Source organism: Microbacterium luteum, assembly GCF_015277875.1.
GTDB lineage: Bacteria > Actinomycetota > Actinomycetes > Actinomycetales > Microbacteriaceae > Microbacterium > Microbacterium luteum.
The window spans coordinates 2,742,496-2,760,246 of record NZ_CP063814.1 but is presented as its reverse complement, the minus strand read 5'-3'; the positions used below and the strand labels follow the sequence as shown (position 1 = coordinate 2,760,246).

Below are 17,751 nucleotides of genomic sequence, written 5' to 3'. Positions count from 1 at the left end.
ACCTCTTCGTTCTTTCCGCGGTCGCGTTCCAGTGTTCGGATCGGCGGTCCGTCGTCAGCCGGGCAATGATGGAGTAGATGATGCCCGCCGCGGACGCCATCCCGTGCGAGAGACCTCGCGCCTCGCTTGCAACCGCCCGGCGCGCAACGATGGAAGCTTCCGTTAGAGCCTCACTCATCGGCATTAGTCGGCCACATATTCGTCAAGCAACTCGAGGTGTCGCGATGCCTGAGCGTCCAACCCCTCGGTGGTGATCGCATCACGAAGCGATCTAACGCGCCCTCCGTGGGACAGCGCGTCAACGAGCGGGCCGAGCCGCGCGCCGCTATCTACCGCGAGGGCGGCTAGATCAAGTTCACGGTGAAGCGCGACCGTCTTTCCCCGCCCCTTGAACGAAATGAATGGGACACCCAGACCCGCGGCCGTCATACCGACATGCAATTTATCCGATATAAGCAGATCAAGTTTCGCCAATTCGTTGACGAAGTCGTCCAATCGTTGGTAACGGACCGTTTGAGAACCGAGAGGTGCCCACTCATAGGTGGCGCGAAAGTGGTCACTATGGGTTATGAGCGAGACGATCTCGCTATTGTTAGGGATGGACCTTCTGACAGCGGCGAGTGCTTCGCCTGCGTGTCGTCTATTGAGGTTTACGCCGATCCTAAATGGCCTATCGCTAGGAGCAGAAAGCGCTTCTTCCGTGCGGATTCCGCGGGCGCTCCGGACCGAGAAGAGAATGTCGGGAACATACTCATAAGTCTTCGAGAACTTTGACTTCATCAAAGCTACGTCATCATGGAGTCGGACCGTCCCATGGGGGGCGGCCGCAGAGGAAAAGAGTTGCCTTCGACTGCCGTCAATGAGTGGACGAGCAATTCCGTCGCTTCCGATGGATATAGGCACTACGCGAGCCCCGGGTGTTCGCTCGACAAAACGACAAAGGTCAGAAAACTCGCGCTCTACAGTGCGCGAAGCAGAACTGACGTAGCGCCTTATTCGATGAGAATTCGACAGCATGGCGCCGCCACCTATTACAACAGTCTTTCCGTGCCAACGGCGAAGGTCAGGAACCGGTGCCGCGCCGACTTGCTCGGCGAGCAGGGGATTTGATGTTACGAGGCTTACGTCGTGCCCACGGCGCGACAAGTGATCTACAAAAATCCGGGCCATCATGTCGTCACCGAAGTTGCCGTGACTGTAAGAGCCCCAGACGGCGATGCTAGTCAACTCAAAATGCCAATCTTGTCTTTTACCGAACTTGGATTCACGCGAGAGAACAGCCGGCGTGCGCGAGATATAGGTGACATTGAGACCATGTGTCTAAACCACCACCGGTCCGCCGTGCGCCAGGCGTAGACAAAACTCGGGTGTGAGAGCGGCCACTCTATGAGCTCGCGTGGCGCGACGTGATACTTGCTGGCCCTAGTAGTGTGGGTGCTCCCGGCGCCAAAGCCGATGTTGCGGATGAGATTCTTCGAGGGGCAGACGCATAGCCCGCTCTGCAACAGGCAGGACAGCAGCCAACGTGAAGCCCATGCTGAGTCGTTGGGATTCTTCCGTTGCGCGTCCCATGTCCTCCTGAAAAAGCTCAGCGCACTTCTATCGGTGACCGCCTCGGAGAGGGCGGCGCCCGTCACTGTCGCATCGGAGCTCAGCTGGCCCAAGCTGTGATCGTAGTGACGCCAAGCACGCCTCCACGTCCCCCACCCCCAGATGTGCACGAACTGAGAAAAGTAGTAACTGTCCTGATAGCTTGAACGGAGATTATCAGGCAAGAACTGATCCCCACTCACCATCATTACTCGCTCGTCATTAGCGAACCGCGTGAGCATCTCGGTCATAAATTTGAAGAAGTCGGGGGACGGTAGGCAATCATCTTCGAGGATGATCACGGAACTACCCTGGTCCCCCAGTGCCCACTCGATGGCGGTCGGAATAGCGCGAGCGAGTCCTATATTCTCGGGCTCCAACCGTACGTGAACACGCGGCTTTCCAGCGCTCCATTTAGTAACCCAGCTTCGCACCTCCCTCACTGCTCTTAACTCAGCATCCCGCCCGTCGCGGGCGTTGTCTAAGAGCACGTAAATATCGCCGTCACTATATTTTTCGGTCGCTTCCAGCACCTCCCGAAGGGGCAGCAGTCGTCGAAATCCAATGACGACCACAGGTGTCGTTGCGGTTATTGCTGTTGACTGCATGCTTTAGATTTTGCTCTCACTCTGCGTGGACGGCGCGCCGTCGCGGAAATTGCTCCGAAATAATTCCCATTGGCTTGAAATCCGCACTCGAGCATCGTCCCGTTGACTAAGGGCGCGAGAGACTGCGGCGTCGTTCAAGCGCTCTTGCCATTCTGTAGTCGACATACCCGGTGTTAGGTGAATTGGGGTTACCCACGGCTCGAGAGTGCGCAACAACTTCAAGTCCTTATCCGACATTGTGCTGATTATAGCCCCCTGTGCGAGGCCAAAAAGGGCGGCATGTAGGCGGTTGGTGATTACGAGTACGCATTCGCTATATGCGTCCTTGACACGCTGGGTCTGGGTGGTGTGGTCTCGAGCCCCCCAAGCGACGTGTTCAATACCCAAAGTTTTGGCGAGGTTTTCGTGATGAGCGTCATCTCGTCTAACTTGAGTTACGATCTTGAACTCCCAACCAGCACGACGACCGCTCGAAACGAGTCCTTCAATTTCCTTCAGCCGTGGCGCTGCATCGTGTCGAAAAGACAAACCGATGACGCGGGGCATCTCAGAGTATCTTCCCGGGTTAGCGAATGCGAGGTCAGGTGCCACGATCATTGATTTGCCGAGTACGTGGACAGACTCGAAGTCGCGTACTACCGCCGCGTCGAGCTTACTCACTAGCAATCGTTCGACTGCCTTGGATATTTTCCCTGTCCCCCGGAAGGCGCGTCCGAATGTAGCGGCTCTTCCGCCGGAAATGCGGATTGCGAATACATTGAGTAAGTTCATGATTGACTTGACAACCGCACGTGCTCCGCCGAGACGTTGTGGCCCCGGCGCAAACATGAGATTGGCGTTTCGCAACATACAAGATCGAATCAGCAGTAGCTGGAAGCGGAAGGCGCTCGCAATGTAACGAGTGCGAGGTGAATCCAGTGCCTCGATGTATTCGACGGGCATACTTCCTGTGTAGGCAACAACGTTGCAGTCCGTTTCATGAAGCCAACGAAGCATCACTGCGCGAATCTCGATGTCGCCCAAATTGTCCTCTTGGGCGGCGACACTGCAAAAAAAATCCATGGGCCTCTGGGTATTCTTCGTGGAGATGGGACTCATTCTTTTTCCTGGGGCTCAAAGTTCAATGTGATGTACCGGATTATGAGCAACGCCATCTGCACGATGTAGGCAACTCCGAGAGCTATCGCTCCGCCAACGGCACCCAAGCTCGCCCCTCCAAGTGCCACGCCCGCTAGGCAGACTCCCGTCATGATGAACGCAACATTGCTTACGTATCGCGCGTGCCCCGACCCTTGTAGTACGGCTCCGAGCAGTGATGCGATGCCGGCGGGAATGAGCCCGATCGCCGTTAGCTGAAGTGTGACTGTGGCTCCTCGATAGTCGTTGCCGAGCAGCGCCGGAACCACGTAGGGAGCTACTATCGCCACGCTCACGAAAAGGATGGTGATGCCGCTGGCTGCTCCAGCGATGAGCAAAGCAAGCGACCTGCGATCCTTTGATCCTGTTCGACTCGCGACCGGTAGGAGCACGATTGAGAGGGACGTCGGTAGCATTCGAAGCGGTCCCGTCACTCGGGAGGCGACCCCGAAAAAGCCCGCCTGGGCGGGTGACATAGAGAACGCGGCGACCGTTGTGTCCAGGTTTCGAAGCTGGGTGGCGATGGAGTTCATCCAGTAGTGGCGAGAGCGTCGCAGCACCACTGCATAGCGTCGTCTTCGCGGACCCTCGAAACGCCTGCGGGCGACGTGGGCGCCAACATACATCCGCGAGAAGATCCATGACGCAACCGCGGCGAAGAGAGCTGCGATCCCGAAGCTCAGTAATGGTGGCGCGCCCGCTCCGGTGGTCAGTGCGAGGAAGATGGCAGCCGTAGCGATCCGGCGACCGACGAGATTGAGTGTATTGACTCGTGCATCGCCGTCAGCGATGGCGACGCCTAGCCAGGCATCAGCGCTCCGCTCGGCCGCCATGGATAGCGCGAGCGGAAGTAGTGCGAAGAATGCTTCGTCAATCCATGCTCCAAGGGAGATGAACGCAGCGAGCAGTACGCCGCCAAAGGCGTAGGTTGTCGCTTCATTTAGCCGGAGGGCAACGAGGACGTTGGGATCGTCTGTTCTAATCGCGCGATGTCGGACCACATAGGTTGCCAGACCCAAGCCCGAGACGGTCTGTGCCACGATGAGCGCACCCTGGGTCGCCGCAAACAAACCGAACTCTTGTGGGGATATTGCTCGTGCTAGGAGAACGACAACTAGCGCCTGCACTAAGGCGGCTAGTAGACGCCCGCCAGAAACCCAGCCAAACTGCGAGGCGACTGTCGAGAAACGGAAGGCGGTCATCTAGATCGAGCTCCGGCGGAATGAAGGAGCGATGATCCTCGCTCTGCTCTGTGTCCCATCGTAACCTTCTTGGGGGGACGCCCCAGGGTTGCCCAGGCCACGATCACAGGCAGCCAGTAGTAGATCTGCTCGAAGAACGCCGACGTCAGCCCGAAGCTCAGCATGACGGCGATGACGCCAGTGGCGAGGGCATGTTGTCTCGTGCGAAAAGCGGTTAGGACGGCGAAAATTGCTGCGACGAGGATCGCCGCGAACGCGGCACCTAGGAGAATTCCCCCCTGATACCAGCCGCGTAGCACAAAATTGTGGACAACCGTGCCCAGTTCGATGGCGGCCGCATTAGTCTCGCCTAACCCTTTGCCGAGGAAGGGATCCCGTTCGATCGAGTCCCATGCTGCGTTGTATGTCTGAATACGGATGTCGAGAGTACTGATGTTTTCGGTTTGGCCAGTGACTTGGTAGAACCTCTGGACTGGTCCACGTAAGGACTCTGGCACGAGTGGACTTGACAGAACCCACCCGAGTAGCAGCGCAACTACGAGGCCGAGGAGTATGAGCCGTACGACACGAAATCCGTGAGCATAGAGCAGGATAATCACACCGAGCAATGCCGCTGCCATCGAACTGAGGCTCCCGGTAGTAATTAGCCCGAGTACGTTTATAGTCAAGATGGCGGCCGCTAGCGGCACCGGCGCGACATTCTTAAGGAGAGCATATGTACAAATGAGGATTGCGATGGCGGACATGACACCCAGGACATTCGGGTGATCGGCGAGTCCCGATGACCGTCCGTTGGCCTGGAAGGTTCCGCCGACAGAGAGCCCAAACGATTGCAAGATTCCCGCGAATGCGGAAACGGTTTGTGACGTGAGAAAGGCTGCGGCTGCAAACTTCGGTAGGTGAGGGGTGCGATTGAGCATGCCTCTCGCGGCGAAGGGGGCTAGTGCAAATAGAAGAAACAGTCTCGCTCCGGTGCTAAAGGAGTCATCCGCACCTGGCGCGCCTCCTGATGTAACAACGGCCGTTAGAGAAGCGTAGGCAGCGAAGGCCCATACTCCCCAGTATCTGGTGAGTTGGAGAATCCCTAGAATGGTGGCAACGGCGATCGTTGCGATTGCGAGCCCTGACCAGGCCACAGCCAGCTGCGCAGGCAAGCTTCTATAGATCGGTACCCCGATTGCGAGGGCTACCCAGGCGAGCGTTGCGAACAACGCTCCTAGGGGAACCTTTTTCAGGTGAGTTCGGGTGAAACGGTTTGTCTTCGTTTGCATCATGTCAGGTCGCCAGTAGCGTGAGCGACGTCTCGCGAGTCTGGATTCCAAGTTCCGGACGCGAGGAAGGAAATGAGATGATCTACGGCGTCGTATGACTCCTGGAGACACAGATTGAAAGCTCGCTGGGGTTTGAGGCGGCTTGTGTCGGTCTCCAGCCAAGCGCAACATTCCTCGATCCAAGGACCACTGATATCGGCTATCTTGCCTACATCATCCGTGACAATTTCATCGATCGCGCCCTGGCGGAGTGCGAAAATCGGAAGGTTCGCTGACATTGCTTCGTACAGGACAAGCGGCGCCGCTTCGTTTTCGTACTGAGAGAGAAACACGAATCGGTCGACTGACCTGAAGAATTCTTGCTTCCTATCGCCGGTGACCCGCCCCCAATACTTGAACGAGTCACCAAACTCTCGCTCCGCATCCTCGACAGCTCGGCCAGCCGCTTCGTCATCGACGGGCCCCGCAATGTGGAGAGTGACGTCGTGCCCGGTTTCACGAAACTTGCGAACGAGGTCGACCACGCGCATGGTGCCTTTTGCTGCAGTAAGGTTGCTCAAGAAGCCGATGGAGAACCTCTGAGCCGCAGTGTCGTGCGGGGGTGCGACCGGATCCACTAGGCCCGAATTGTTCACTGTGACGGTTTGTGTCACGCCGTACGACGCTTCGATCGATCGTGACATGTCGCGCGTGAGGCCGATGTGAACGGCGGCTTTCCCCGCCACTCTGGCCAGTACTCGAGCCCGCAAAACGCGTCTGCTTACGTGAGCAAAGGTGTGGTGGTGAAGCGCGATACGACGCTTTCGAAGCCTCGCAGCGAGCACGAGTGCGGTGGTCAGCCACATACCCCAGCCAGCGTTCACGGAGATATACGCTGCTGCGCCAGGGGGAGCAATGCACATTGCCGACAACGCTCGCGAAAAGCGCAACGTCTTCGTCGCCCACCGCTGTGTTAGCCGCCCCACGCCCTCCGAGGTGTCCATGAGTGTCACGGATAGTCCTGCCTGGCGAAACGCGACTACCAGCGACTGGGTGGCGAGTGCCTGTCCGTGCGCGGGCGGAGGCACGGGTCCGCAGACCAGCACCTGCTTCTCGATGGCGTCTTGGGGAAGTTTGTTCGCTCTTGCGGCCGTGAGGGGTAGCTGATTTGTCAATGTGCGTTCTCCCGCAGTGTGACTACGTCTGGCGCGGCTGTGGGCGGAGCCTCGCGTAGGAAGACAGTCGTTACCGTCGCCCGCGAGACGTCAAGGTGAACGCCCATATCCAGGGAAAGCGAGGCGCGGCGGCTATCGCGGCGTAGCCAAGAAGCTAACCGCGTTGGTCCGATGCGATCAACAAGGGGGCTGTGCCGCCCGTGTTTTTGCGCGGGGAGCCAGCCCAAGCGAGCGAGTAGCAGTGCCTCCCTGAGAAACCCAGCATGCGAGGCTACCGTTTCAGGCGATGGCCGACGAGCGACTCTGTTCGAGAGGCTGCGGGGCGCGTGGTGCCCGCCCAACCGGCATGCTAGGCCCTGCACTCGGGTTGAACTGGCGCGGCGACCAGACATCAGGCCGCCGTCTGCCCGGGGCTCAACACCGCACGAGCTGTCCTTGCGACGATGGCGACATCCGTGAGCAACGACCAGTTCTCCACGTAGGAGAGATCAAGGCGCACGGTGTCTTCCCACGACAGGGTCGACCGTCCGCTGACCTGCCAGAGGCCGGTGATGCCTGGCTTCACGATAAAACGGCGGTGCACGTGATCGGCGTATTGCGCGACCTCTGAGGGGAGGGGCGGTCGCGGACCGACCAGCGACATAGACCCGCCGATCACGTTGAACAGCTGCGGGAGCTCGTCGAGGCTGAACTTGCGCATGATCCGCCCGATGGGCGTCACGCGAGGGTCGTTCTGCATCTTGAAGAGCACTTCGTTGCCGGCGTCGCGCTGCTGCTCGGCGAGCTTCTCGAGCAACTCCTCGGCATTGACCACCATCGAGCGGAACTTGATCATGGTGAACTCTTTGCCACGAATCCCGACGCGGGTCTGGCGGAAGAACACGGGACCCTCGCTCGACAGCCGAACTGTGATGGCAAGGAAGGCGAGCAGCGGGCTGAGAACGATCACGCCGAGCACGCTGGCGACGAGGTCAACCATGCGCTTGAGGAAGAGCTGTCCCTTGGTGAAGCGAGGCGTCTCAACGTGGATCAGGGGAAGGCCCGCGACCGGCCGCGTGTGAAGACGGGGGCCGGCGATGTCGACAATGCTCGGCGCGAGCACGAGGTGTTGCTTGCCTGCTTCGAGGCGCCATGAGATCTGCTTGACCTTGTCGGGAGGCAGCTCGTCGGTGCTCGTGACGGCGACGGTGTCGGCGCCGGTCGTGGCGAGCGCGGATTCGACGTCGTCTATCCCCCCGAGAACCGGGAGCGATCCGTTGCGGAGGGTGAGCGCGCGACCGTGCGAGGTGGTGCAGGCACCCACCACGGCATAGCCGGCTGATGGCATTCGTTCCAGTTCGCGCGCGATCTGGGTGACGGAGTCAGGAGAGCCGACGAGGAGCACTCGCGCGGAGTACTCGTTCATCGAGCGGTGAGCGATCAGCCACTGCCTCCACATCCACCGCGAGAAGACGAGCACGAGGATTCCGGCGGGGAGGCTGAGGAGGAGGTAACCGCGAGCCACCTCGATTCTCAGCAAGAAAGCCGTGATTGCGATGAAGCCGAAGAGGGTGAGGCTCGCGTTCGCGACCCGCACATACTCAGCCGTTCCAGTGCCGATCACCCGCTCGCTGCGGGAGTCGATCAGGCTGAGTGCCCACATCCAGAGCACGACGAGGCCGGCAGAGAACATCCAGTAGGAGACGTCCGTGATGGCGGCGTTCTCGTGGATCGCCAGGTCGACGTTGCCCGTGCCGAACCACACGATCTGCGCACCGAAGACGACCCAGATGAGAACGAACAGGTCGCTCACGAGCAGGCGACGCGAGAACCGCTTGCGCCAGTTGCGCTGCTTCGGCGACGGGCGAGCCGTCTGCGCAGCCGTGACTGCGCTCATAGGTGCTGCTGCTGCATCTGTCGACGTCATTGTCGTGTCGCCATCAAGAATCGACACGATTGCCTTTCACTTCTGGTTCTCCCCAACAGAACGAAGTGCCCCCCTGATGAGACGGATCTCATCCGGTGACAACTCGTCGAGCATAGCGGGATACACGCGTGCATCCAGGACGGGGAGGGTGGGTGCAGTCAGAAGTTAACGTGATCGACGCATTTTTGTCTGTCCCCTCTTTGGGGGATACGCCGGTGCATCGAGGGGCGGCGTGGGGCGTTTCGTCTCGCCTTCGGCTCGCTCAACGACCGGGGTGGCGCGGTAGGCGGGTGGGCGTTTCGTCTCGCCTTCGGCTCGCTCAGCGACCGGGGGCGGGCGGAGTGAGCGTTTCGTCTCGCTTTGCTCGCTCAACGACCAAAGGCGGGCCGATGCGCGTGTGTATTGTGATTGATACGAGCGTGTATCGAGGGGACGTCTCGTGCCGCGGGTAGCGCCCGAGGCAGCGCGGACGATGGGGAATCGATGCCTTGGGCCACTGATGCGCGAGACGCGAGGTGGCGCCGGAGCGTCTTCGTGCGCGCACAGCTGCCCTTTCTCCTGGGCGTCGGGTTCGTCTACGTGGCGCTCCTGGTTTCTGTGCCGCCGGTTGAAGCGCCCTGGGTCTGATGGAGACTCGCGCTATTTGATTCCGACCAGCTGTTCGCGGTCGGCTTGGACAGCATAGAACGCGTTCTCGAACTCGACGGGCGGGACATCGTTGAGGTGGCCGTGGAGCCGTTGCGTGTTGTGCCAGTGCACCCAGCCGAGCGTCGCCAGCTCGAGGTCCTCGACCGTCTTCCACGGCCCCGATCGTGCCGGTCCGCGGACGAGTTCGGCCTTGTAGTAGCCGTTCACGGTCTCGGCCAGGGCGTTGTCATAGCTGTCGCCGACGGTTCCGATCGAGGGTGTCGCGCCGATCTCCGCGAGCCGTTCGCCGTAGCGAATGGAGGTGAATTGAGAGCCCGCGTCGCTGTGACAGCGCAGATCCTCGTGGTGGGTGCCTCGTGACCAGCGGGCCATCTCGACCGCGTCGAGCACCATCTCGGTGCGCATGTGCGACGCGACCCGCCACCCGACGATCATCCTGCTGAACGCGTCGATGATGAAGCACACGTAGGCGACGCCAGCCCACGTCGGCACGAACGTCAGATCGGTGACCCAGAGCCGGTTCGGTGCGGTCGCGGTGAACTCCCGCTTGACGAGGTCCGGGTGCCGCGCCGAGGCCGGATCGGGACGGGTGGTCTTGACCCGCTTCGACCGTCTCGCGCCCTCGATACCCGCGTTGCGCATCAACCGGCCGGTCTGGTCCCGGCCGATCATGATGCCCGCGCGACGGGCAGCCTTCCACAGCTTGCGGATCCCGTAGACGCGATAGTTGCTCTCCCAGAGCCCGACCAGCAGCGGGATCAGCTCTTCGTCCCGCACGGCGCGGGCGGACGGGGCGCGGGTCTTGGCGGCGTAGTAGCTGCTCGGAGCCACCTGCAGCAGTCTGCAGATGAGCTCGACCCCGAGCCGGCGACCGTCGATCAGGTCGTCCTTGTTCGCGTCGATGAACGCGACTACTTGCGGTAGTGGCGGTCGAGCTCCGCCCCGAAGAAAGTCGCGGCCCGCTTGAGCACCTCGTTGGCCCGGCGCAGCTCGCGGACCTCCTGCTCCAGCTCCCGCACCCGAGCCGCCTCGCCGGTGCTCACGCCCGGGGCGACGCCGTCGTCGATGTCGGCCTGCTTCACCCAGGTCCGCACCGATTCGACCCCATATCCGAGCTGGGTCGCGACACGTTGCACGGTCCCTTGCGTGACTCCGAGCTCGGCACGCAGCGTCCTCACCATCCGCACCGCGGCGGCCTTCTCCTCGCTCGAGTAGCGACGTGTCGTCGGCTTCCCCACAGCCTGTTCCTTCGGCATAACTCCATCCTCGTTTCCAAGGTCAGGAGTCTCCAACAAACTCAGGGCGCTTCAGGTGCTGAACTCGCCCTTGCTGCAGACAGCGCTCGCGCTGGCGCTGGTCGCATCCCTGGCAAGCTTCGTGGCCCCCTGGGAGCGCATCGCGCGAGGGTGGCTCACCGTCATCCCTGCGATCGACATCGTCGCCGTCGCCCTCATGCGGTCTGAACTGGTCACCGTTGTTCCGTCGGCCGGAATGCTCTCGATCTTCCCCATCCTCTGGCTCGCCTATGGCTTCGCCTGGTACGCGATCTTCGGTGCCGTCGCCGGCGCCGCGTTCATCGCCGCGTTCACCTTCGCGGCGCAGGGCATCGTGCCGACGACGGCTCTCGAGTGGGTGAACGTCATCACCCTGCCGGCGCTCATCATCGGTGTTGCCGTGGTGGTGAACATTGCGGCCTCTCGGCTGCGAAGGAGTGCGCGCCTGGCTGCCGATGCCCAGCGTGAACAGCAGCGGGCGCTGCGCGAGGCACTCGACAGCCAGATCCTCACCCGTGACGTGCTGAACACCGTCAACGCTGCCGTCGCCTTCTACGACGCCACCGGTGAGCTCACCATGGCGAACGAGCTCGCGAAAGACTTCGCGCGGCGCGCGGGGTTCCAGCTCGACCGGCCGCCCTTCGCCGGTGACCGGGTGCTCGCCGCCGATCGAGCCACCCCCGTTGCCCCCTCTGACCAGATCATCCCCGCCGCGCTGCGCGGAGAAGAGCTCGACGAGCGCATGGAGTGGGTCGGCCCGCCCGGTGAGCAGGCGGCGATTCTCGCCTCCTCTCGACGCATCACACGAGAGGACGGCCGGCTTCTCGGCAACGTCATCGTCGCGTATGACGTCAGCGAGCTCGCGCACGCCGCTGAGATCCGCGAGCAGTTCTTGCGCACCGTGTCACACGAACTGCGCACGCCGATGACGGGCATCCGCGGCTTTCTCGACCTCGCCGACGACGCCGTCGAGCCCCACCAGGCGAAACTGCGCGAGCACCTCGCGATCGTGCGCCGTCGGTCTGACGATCTCATGGACCGCATCCGTGAGCTGCTGTCGGCGGGAGCCGCATCCGATCCGCTCCGCCCCCGGCAGACCGACCTGAGCGCGCTCATCTCCGAGGCCATCGATTCGGTCGCTTCGAAGGCGCACGAGCGGGGCCATGCCATCGAGCAGACCGGTGACTGGGATGTCGTGTGGCGGATCGACGCGGGACGCGTGCGCCAGGCGGTGCGGGAGCTGCTCACGAACGCGGTGAAATTCTCTGCTCCGGGGACCCCGATCGGGATCGCTGTCCACCCGGCGCGCGATGAGGTGCGGGTGGCGGTGACCAGCCGCGGTCCGACCATCCCGCTTGCGGAGCGGGTGCGGCTGTTCGACCGGTTCTACCGCACCCCCTACGCCACCGCGAACGCCATTCAGGGATTCGGCATCGGGCTGACGCTCGTTCACGACGCGATCACCGCGCACGGGGGAGCGGTTCGGGCCGACAGCGCCGACGGAGTCACGACGTTTGAAGTGACGATTCCGTGCGGGTAGGGGAGAGGTGTTCGAGCGCTCGTGGCTGCGGTCAGGTGACGGGATCGCTGGTTGCGGCCGCGGAATGGCGTTGCTCGATGCAGTCGAGGTGACTTGGCGGATGGGCGTCGAGTGCACGGAGTGGCGACCGTCTGGGGGCGACAATAGGCGGCGCGCTTCGGTGGCGGACTTGTTGCCGAGTGGGGGCGATACGGCTTGGTCGACGGCGCCTTGAGGCATGCGCACGTGGGGAAAGGGGTGGCTCGGCGGGAAACGGGCTGGCTCGAGAAGAAGATGGTCGATTTCCCGTACAGTCAGTGGTTTTTCGGGGTGAGATGTCGGTGGCCCTCCCTAGGCTCGAAGTAGTCAGAGATCGAACCGGGGGCGTGATGAGCGACGAGCAGCAGCGGGAGGCAGATGCTTCCCGCACGCGGGAACTCGTCGCTGAAGCTGCCCGGTTCCGGGCTCTCGCGGCGTACGCGTTGGCGGAGCTGGAGCGGACGCATGCTGACGCGTATGCGTTGACCCAGGAGCAGATGTCGCGGTTGCGTGATGCGTCGACGCGGGAGCGGGAGATGCCTTTGCGGTCGATGGCCGCGGAGCTTGCCGTGGATGCGAGGGTGAGTGATCGCACGTTGCAGACGCAGCTGTTCGAGGCGCACCGGACGGTGACGCAGTTTCAGGGGTCGTGGGAGGCGTGGCGTGAGGGTCGGGTGTCCCGTGCGCATGTGCGGGTGATCGTCGATGCCGGCGCGGATCTTTCCGACGATGAGGTGCGTGCCGCGTACGAGGGTGAAGTGCTTGCGTACGCGGAGAAGTCGTCTGCGGGGCGCGTGAGGCCGTTTGCGGAGCAGGTGGCGGAGAAGCACAACCCGAAGAGCATGCAGGAGCGCCATGATGAGGCGGTGCTGGACCGGCGGGTGTGGGTCGAGGACCTGCGCGACGGGATGTCGATGCTGGGTGTGATCGGGCCGTCGGTGGAGGTGCACGGCGTGCATGATCGGCTGACCCGTCAGGGGAAGGCGATCAAGGCCGCCGACCGTGCGGTGCGGCGCGAAGCAGCCGCGCGTGCCGCTGCCGAAGGTGACACCGCCGCCGGACGCGACGCCAGGCAGTTGGAGCCTTCGCGCGTCGCCGGCGAGATGACGGCGACGGACGCGGGCGCGAGTTTCGGACTGGCCGAGCCGGGGGAGTCGTGCCGGGTCGACGGAAGCGACGCGACAGAAAACCTGTGGTTCGACGAGCGGACGCTGGATCAGATCCGCACCGACGTGCTGCTGGACATGATGCTGACCTCCTCGCCGTCGGTTGACCCGACCAGCAGCGCGGTCGAGGGCGGGTTGGGTGCGATCCGAGCGCACGTGCAGGTGACGGTGCCGGCTACTACGCTCGCGGGAACCACGACCGGTGGCGCGGAGCTCGACGGGAAGTGCGCGGTGGACCCCGAAACGGCGAAGATCCTTGCGGGTAATGTTCCGAGTTTCGATCGGGTGTTTCTGGATCCGGTCACCGGGGCGGTGCTCGCGGTTGATCGCCGGTTCGTGACGGCGGAGCAGAAGCGGTATCTGGTTGCGCGGGATATCCGGTGCCGGTTCCCCGGGTGCCGACGGCCCGCGCGGGATTGCGACTGGGACCACCGGGAAGACTGGGCGCTGGGTGGCAAGACCGACGTCGACAATGTCGGGGCGTTCTGCAAACGGCATCACACGATGAAACAGGCCGCCGGGTGGACGGTCGTGCAAGAACCGGGTGGAAGGTTGCGGTTCACCGCGCCCTCCGGGTTGGAATACGTCGACGATCCACCACCGCGGGTGGTGTTTATGCCCGACCCGCCACCGCTATCGGGTTCTGATCCGACCGATGAGGTCGCTATACCGTTCTGACCGCGTGGTCAGTGAGCAGGTGCGTGCGGCGGGACGTTTTGAAGCGCCCCGGGTTTCGTGGAGGCTCGGTTAGTTGGTTCCGGCCCCGGCGGGGACGTGTTCTTGAGCGTATTCGACCGCTGCCTGGGATGCCCAGTGGACGGCCTCTGCTTCGACGGGCGGGGTCATCCCGATCTCGCCGTGAAGGCGTCGGTGGTTGTACCAGTCGATGTACTCCGCGACGGCGATCTCGACATCGCGGATCGATGCCCAGCCGCCCTTCGGGCGCATGACCGGGTTGCGGATGCACTCGGCTTTGAACAGCGAGTTCAGCGCCTCGGCCATCGCGTTGTCGCACGAATCGCCCTTGGAGCCGACGCTGGCGACCGCGTCGGCTTCGGCGAGGCGTTCGGTGTAGCGGATGGCTCGATATTGAACTCCGCGGTCGGAGTGGTGGATCAGTCCGGACACGTCCTGGCCGGCGCGCTGCCGTTCCCACAAGCCCATGTCCAGTGCGTCGAGAGCGAGATCGGTGCGCATGCTCGTGGAGACCTGCCAGCCCACGACGCGGCGGCTGAACACGTCCAGGACGAACGCGGCGTAGACCCAGCCGGCGTGGGTGCGGATGTAGGTCAGATCTGCGACCCAGAGCTGGTTCGGCGCGGTCGCTTCGAAGCGCCGCTCCACCAGGTCCAGCGGCCGCTCCGTCTCCGCACCGTCGCCGAACGTCGTGCGGCGGGACTTGTCGCGCCGGATCCCTTGGATCCCTTCCTGCCGCATCAGCCGCTCGACCGTGCAGCGGGCCACTTCCACGCCCTGCCGATTCAGTTCGGCGTGGATCTTCCGCACCCCGTAGACGCCAAGGTTCGCCTTATGCGTGACCCGGATGTCGACGGTCAGTGCCGCGTCCCTGACCGCCCTCGCCGACGGCGGGCGGACCTTGGCGGCGTAGTAGGTGCTCGGGGCGATCTGCATACCCGCGTCACGCAGGACACGACAGATCGGCTCGACCCCGAACCGGTCGCGGTGCCCGTCGATGTACTCGACGAGCACCGCGGTGGGCACCTCGGCTACTTCAGCTTGCGGTCGAGCTCCGCCGCCGCGAAAAAAGCCGACGCGGTCTTGAGGATCTCGTTCGCGCGACGCAGCTCCCGCACCTCGCGCTCGAGGTCCGCGATCCGCTGCGCGTCCGCGGTCGTCGTGCCCGGCGCGATGCCGTCGTCGACCTCGGCCTGCCGCACCCAGGTCCGTAACGCTTCCGGATGGATCCCGAGCTGGTCCGCAATCCGCTTGATCGCGCCGACCCTCGACTCAGGATCTCGACGCGCGTCCAACGCCATCCGCATCGCCCGATCCTTCAGCTCCTCGCTGTACTTCCGTGGTGCTGCCATGACTCCCATCCTTCACAGGTTTGAGAGCCTCCATCACACCCGGGGCGCTTCATTTCGTCTCGCTTCGCTCGCTCAACGACCGGGGCGGGGAGGCGAACCGCTCAACGGCCGGGGGAGGCTAGCTACCCGCTCGACGACCGGGTGCGGCGACGGGATCGAGGACAATAGCTCCCATGACGACCTGGGTGCTGGTGCACGGCACGCCGCTGACGCCTGAGATCTGGGCTCCGGTTGCCGTGCACCTTGATGGCACCGTGATCACGCCGGACTGCACACGCGTGCCCGACCGGCGCGCGACAGCGGAGCTCGCTGCCGATGTCGCCGCGCACCTGCCGCGCGAAGAGACCGTGCACCTGGTGGGCCACTCCTTCGGCGGCCAGATCGCAATCGACCTGGCGCTGACCCATCCCCACGCGGTGCGATCGCTCACCATCCTCTGCAGTCGCGATACACCCGTGCCTGCCTTCGCCGACCTGGCGGACCATGTGCGGGCCGGCGACGTGCCCGAGGTCTCGAGCACGCTCGAACGATGGTTCACTGCCGATGAGCTCGCTGCCGCAGGCGCGGCCGTGCAGAGCGCGCGACGGGCGCTCGCGGTGGCGACGGCTCATCCGGCGAACTGGGCTCACGCGCTGCAGGCGATCGCAGAATACGACCGGTCCGAGCGGGTGGGGGAGCTGCGCATGCCCGTTTTCCTGCACGCCGCAGGTCACGACGGGGTGTCCACGCCCGACGCCATGCCGGAAAGTGTCAAGGCGGGTGAGACAGATTCCGTCAGGCGGTCTGTATGAGGGCCTCCTGTGAGGGCTGGTTGATCCAGGCGGCCTCGGGCAGCTTGGGCGCCTGGGGTCGGCGGTGGCCGAAGCGCTCGGGACGGGCGGCGTAGGCCGCGTCCAGGGTGGCCTGGCGCTGGGCGCGGACCTGCCCGGCGGTGCCGAAGTGGACGCTGGCGGGGGTGTGCAGCCCGATCCCGCAGTGGCGGTGCTCGTGGTTGTAGTAGGCGAAGAACTGCTCGGCGAACGCGCCGGCGTCGGCCAGGGACCCGAAGCGCTCGGGGAAGACCGGGGCGTACTTCAGCGTCTTGAACGCCGCCTCGCTGTAAGGGTTGTCGTTCGACACGTGCGGGCGGGAGTGCGACCTGGCCACCCCGAGGTCGACGAGCAGCTGAGCGACCGGTTTGGAGGTCATCGAGGTCCCGCGGTCGGCGTGGATCGCCTCCGGCACGCCATGGATGCCCATGGCGTGCTCGAGCAGGTTCTTGGCGATCTCGGCGTCCTCGCGGGCCGCGATGGTCCAGCCCACGACGAACCTGGAGAAGATGTCGAGCACGACGTACAGGTCGTAGTACACGCCCCGCTCCGGCCCCTTGAGCTTTGTGATGTCCCAACTCCACACCTGCCCCGGCGCCGTCGCGACGAGCTCGGGCCGGGTCCGGGGCGGGTGGCTCGCCTGCCGGCGCCGTTCCCCGGCCATGTCGTGCTCGCGCAGGATCCGGTGCATCGTGGACATCGAGCACAGGTAGGTGCCCTCGTCCAGCAGCGTGGCCCAGACCTGGGCGACCGACTTGTCCGCGAACCGCTGGCTGGTCAACACGGCCAGCACGTGGGCCCGCTCGGCGGCGGACAGCTTGTTCGCCGGTGCCGGCCGCGGTGTCCGTGGACGTGGCGGTGGCGGGTTCTTGGCCCGGTAGTGACTGGCGCGGGAGCGACCCAGCAGCGCGCACGCAGCCGCGGTGCCGACGTGCTCGGCCAGCCCGTCGACGGCCGGGTTGATCACCGCGGCGACCGCGGCGGCTTGTCCGCGCTCTCGGAGAGCGTCTCCAAGAGCGCGTGTGCTTTTCCCATCAGGTCCAGCGCCGCCCTGGTCTTGGCCAGCTCGGCCTCGGCCTTCTCCGCCCGGGCCCGTAGCGCCTGCAGCTCCCGCTCGCGCCGGTCCCGCGGCTTGCTGCCCAGCCCGGACAGCGAGCCGGCGGCCGCGGCCTTGCGCCACTCGATGATGTGGGAGGTGTACAGGCCCTCCCGGCGCAGGATCTCCCCACGCCCAGAGCGGTCCGCGGCGTCGTACTCGGCCAGGATCGCCGCTTTGAACTCGGCGGTGAACGTCCGCCTCTTGGGCCGGTCAGCACGAGGAGCCATAGCCCCATCATCGGTGCCGACGTCAGCAACCGTCATCGTCATCTCAGTATTGGT

The 17,751-nt window shown here is 63.6% G+C and carries 14 protein-coding genes and 1 other annotated feature; of the genes, 4 read left to right on the top strand and 10 right to left on the bottom strand.

Annotation, left to right across the window (positions count from 1 at the left end; all coding sequences use genetic code 11):
* Positions 1-183: 183 nt before the first annotated feature.
* From IM777_RS17605 to IM777_RS13450, 7 genes are all read right to left on the bottom strand, one after another.
* Positions 184-1,227, bottom strand: coding sequence for a polysaccharide pyruvyl transferase family protein (locus tag IM777_RS17605; RefSeq protein ID WP_419538863.1), 1,044 nt, complete (start codon positions 1,225-1,227; stop codon positions 184-186).
* Positions 1,224-2,198 (bottom strand): glycosyltransferase, encoded by a 975-nt coding sequence (locus IM777_RS17600; protein ID WP_194383727.1) that lies wholly within the window; start codon positions 2,196-2,198, stop codon positions 1,224-1,226. Before IM777_RS17600 ends, IM777_RS17605 begins: the two co-directional genes overlap by 4 nt.
* Positions 2,199-2,201: 3 nt before the next feature.
* Positions 2,202-3,296 carry a polysaccharide pyruvyl transferase family protein gene (locus IM777_RS13470; RefSeq protein WP_194383726.1) on the bottom strand — a complete coding sequence of 365 codons (1,095 nt, stop codon included), beginning with the start codon at positions 3,294-3,296 and terminating at the stop codon, positions 2,202-2,204.
* Positions 3,293-4,537: a lipopolysaccharide biosynthesis protein gene (locus IM777_RS13465; RefSeq protein ID WP_194383725.1), complete on the bottom strand. Its 1,245-nt coding sequence runs from the start codon at positions 4,535-4,537 to the stop codon at positions 3,293-3,295. The genes IM777_RS13470 and IM777_RS13465 overlap by 4 nt, the downstream gene beginning before the upstream one ends.
* Positions 4,534-5,283, bottom strand: a complete 750-nt coding sequence (locus tag IM777_RS13460; RefSeq protein WP_194383724.1) for an O-antigen ligase family protein — start codon at positions 5,281-5,283, stop codon at positions 4,534-4,536. The genes IM777_RS13465 and IM777_RS13460 overlap by 4 nt, the downstream gene beginning before the upstream one ends.
* 524 nt (positions 5,284-5,807) lie before the next feature.
* On the bottom strand, positions 5,808-6,653 hold the full coding sequence (locus tag IM777_RS13455) for a glycosyltransferase family 4 protein (RefSeq protein WP_194383723.1): 846 nt from the start codon (positions 6,651-6,653) through the stop codon (positions 5,808-5,810).
* Between the two features lie 700 nt (positions 6,654-7,353).
* Complete coding sequence (locus IM777_RS13450; protein ID WP_194383722.1) at positions 7,354-8,838, bottom strand: sugar transferase; 1,485 nt, start codon at positions 8,836-8,838, stop codon at positions 7,354-7,356.
* A 513-nt stretch (positions 8,839-9,351) separates the two neighbouring features.
* Between IM777_RS13450 and IM777_RS13445 the strand changes: the two genes are divergently transcribed.
* A complete protein-coding gene (locus IM777_RS13445) occupies positions 9,352-9,495 on the top strand; it encodes a hypothetical protein (protein ID WP_194383721.1) in 144 nt (47 codons plus the stop codon).
* Between the two features lie 12 nt (positions 9,496-9,507).
* Here the strand turns inward: IM777_RS13445 and IM777_RS13440 are convergent.
* A protein-coding gene (locus IM777_RS13440) for an IS3 family transposase (RefSeq protein ID WP_228480816.1) occupies positions 9,508-10,772 on the bottom strand; the annotation gives its coding sequence in 2 pieces (ribosomal slippage) (positions 9,508-10,469 and positions 10,469-10,772; 1,266 coding nt in all).
* 55 nt (positions 10,773-10,827) lie between these two features.
* Between IM777_RS13440 and IM777_RS13435 the strand changes: the two genes are divergently transcribed.
* A complete protein-coding gene (locus IM777_RS13435; RefSeq protein ID WP_194383720.1) occupies positions 10,828-12,330 on the top strand; it encodes a sensor histidine kinase in 1,503 nt (500 codons plus the stop codon).
* 368 nt (positions 12,331-12,698) lie between these two features.
* Positions 12,699-14,192, top strand: a complete 1,494-nt coding sequence (locus IM777_RS13430; protein ID WP_194383719.1) for an HNH endonuclease signature motif containing protein — start codon at positions 12,699-12,701, stop codon at positions 14,190-14,192.
* A 69-nt stretch (positions 14,193-14,261) separates the two neighbouring features.
* Here IM777_RS13430 and IM777_RS13425 read toward each other — a convergent pair.
* A protein-coding gene (locus tag IM777_RS13425) for an IS3 family transposase (RefSeq protein WP_390178949.1) occupies positions 14,262-15,562 on the bottom strand; the annotation gives its coding sequence in 2 pieces (ribosomal slippage) (positions 14,262-15,283 and positions 15,283-15,562; 1,302 coding nt in all).
* Positions 15,132-15,284: a sequence feature (AL1L pseudoknot), on the bottom strand. It overlaps the preceding gene by 153 nt.
* Before the next feature lie 173 nt (positions 15,563-15,735).
* Here IM777_RS13425 and IM777_RS13420 point away from each other — a divergent pair.
* On the top strand, positions 15,736-16,353 hold the full coding sequence (locus IM777_RS13420) for an alpha/beta fold hydrolase (RefSeq protein ID WP_194383717.1): 618 nt from the start codon (positions 15,736-15,738) through the stop codon (positions 16,351-16,353).
* Here IM777_RS13420 and IM777_RS13415 read toward each other — a convergent pair.
* Positions 16,337-17,733, bottom strand: a protein-coding gene (locus IM777_RS13415; RefSeq protein ID WP_370428832.1) for an IS3 family transposase whose coding sequence is annotated in 2 segments (ribosomal slippage) — positions 16,337-17,397 and positions 17,397-17,733 — 1,398 coding nt in all. Because the reading frame shifts where the segments join, the coding sequence is not laid out codon by codon here. The genes IM777_RS13420 and IM777_RS13415 overlap by 17 nt on opposite strands.
* Between the last annotated feature and the right edge of the window lie 18 nt (positions 17,734-17,751).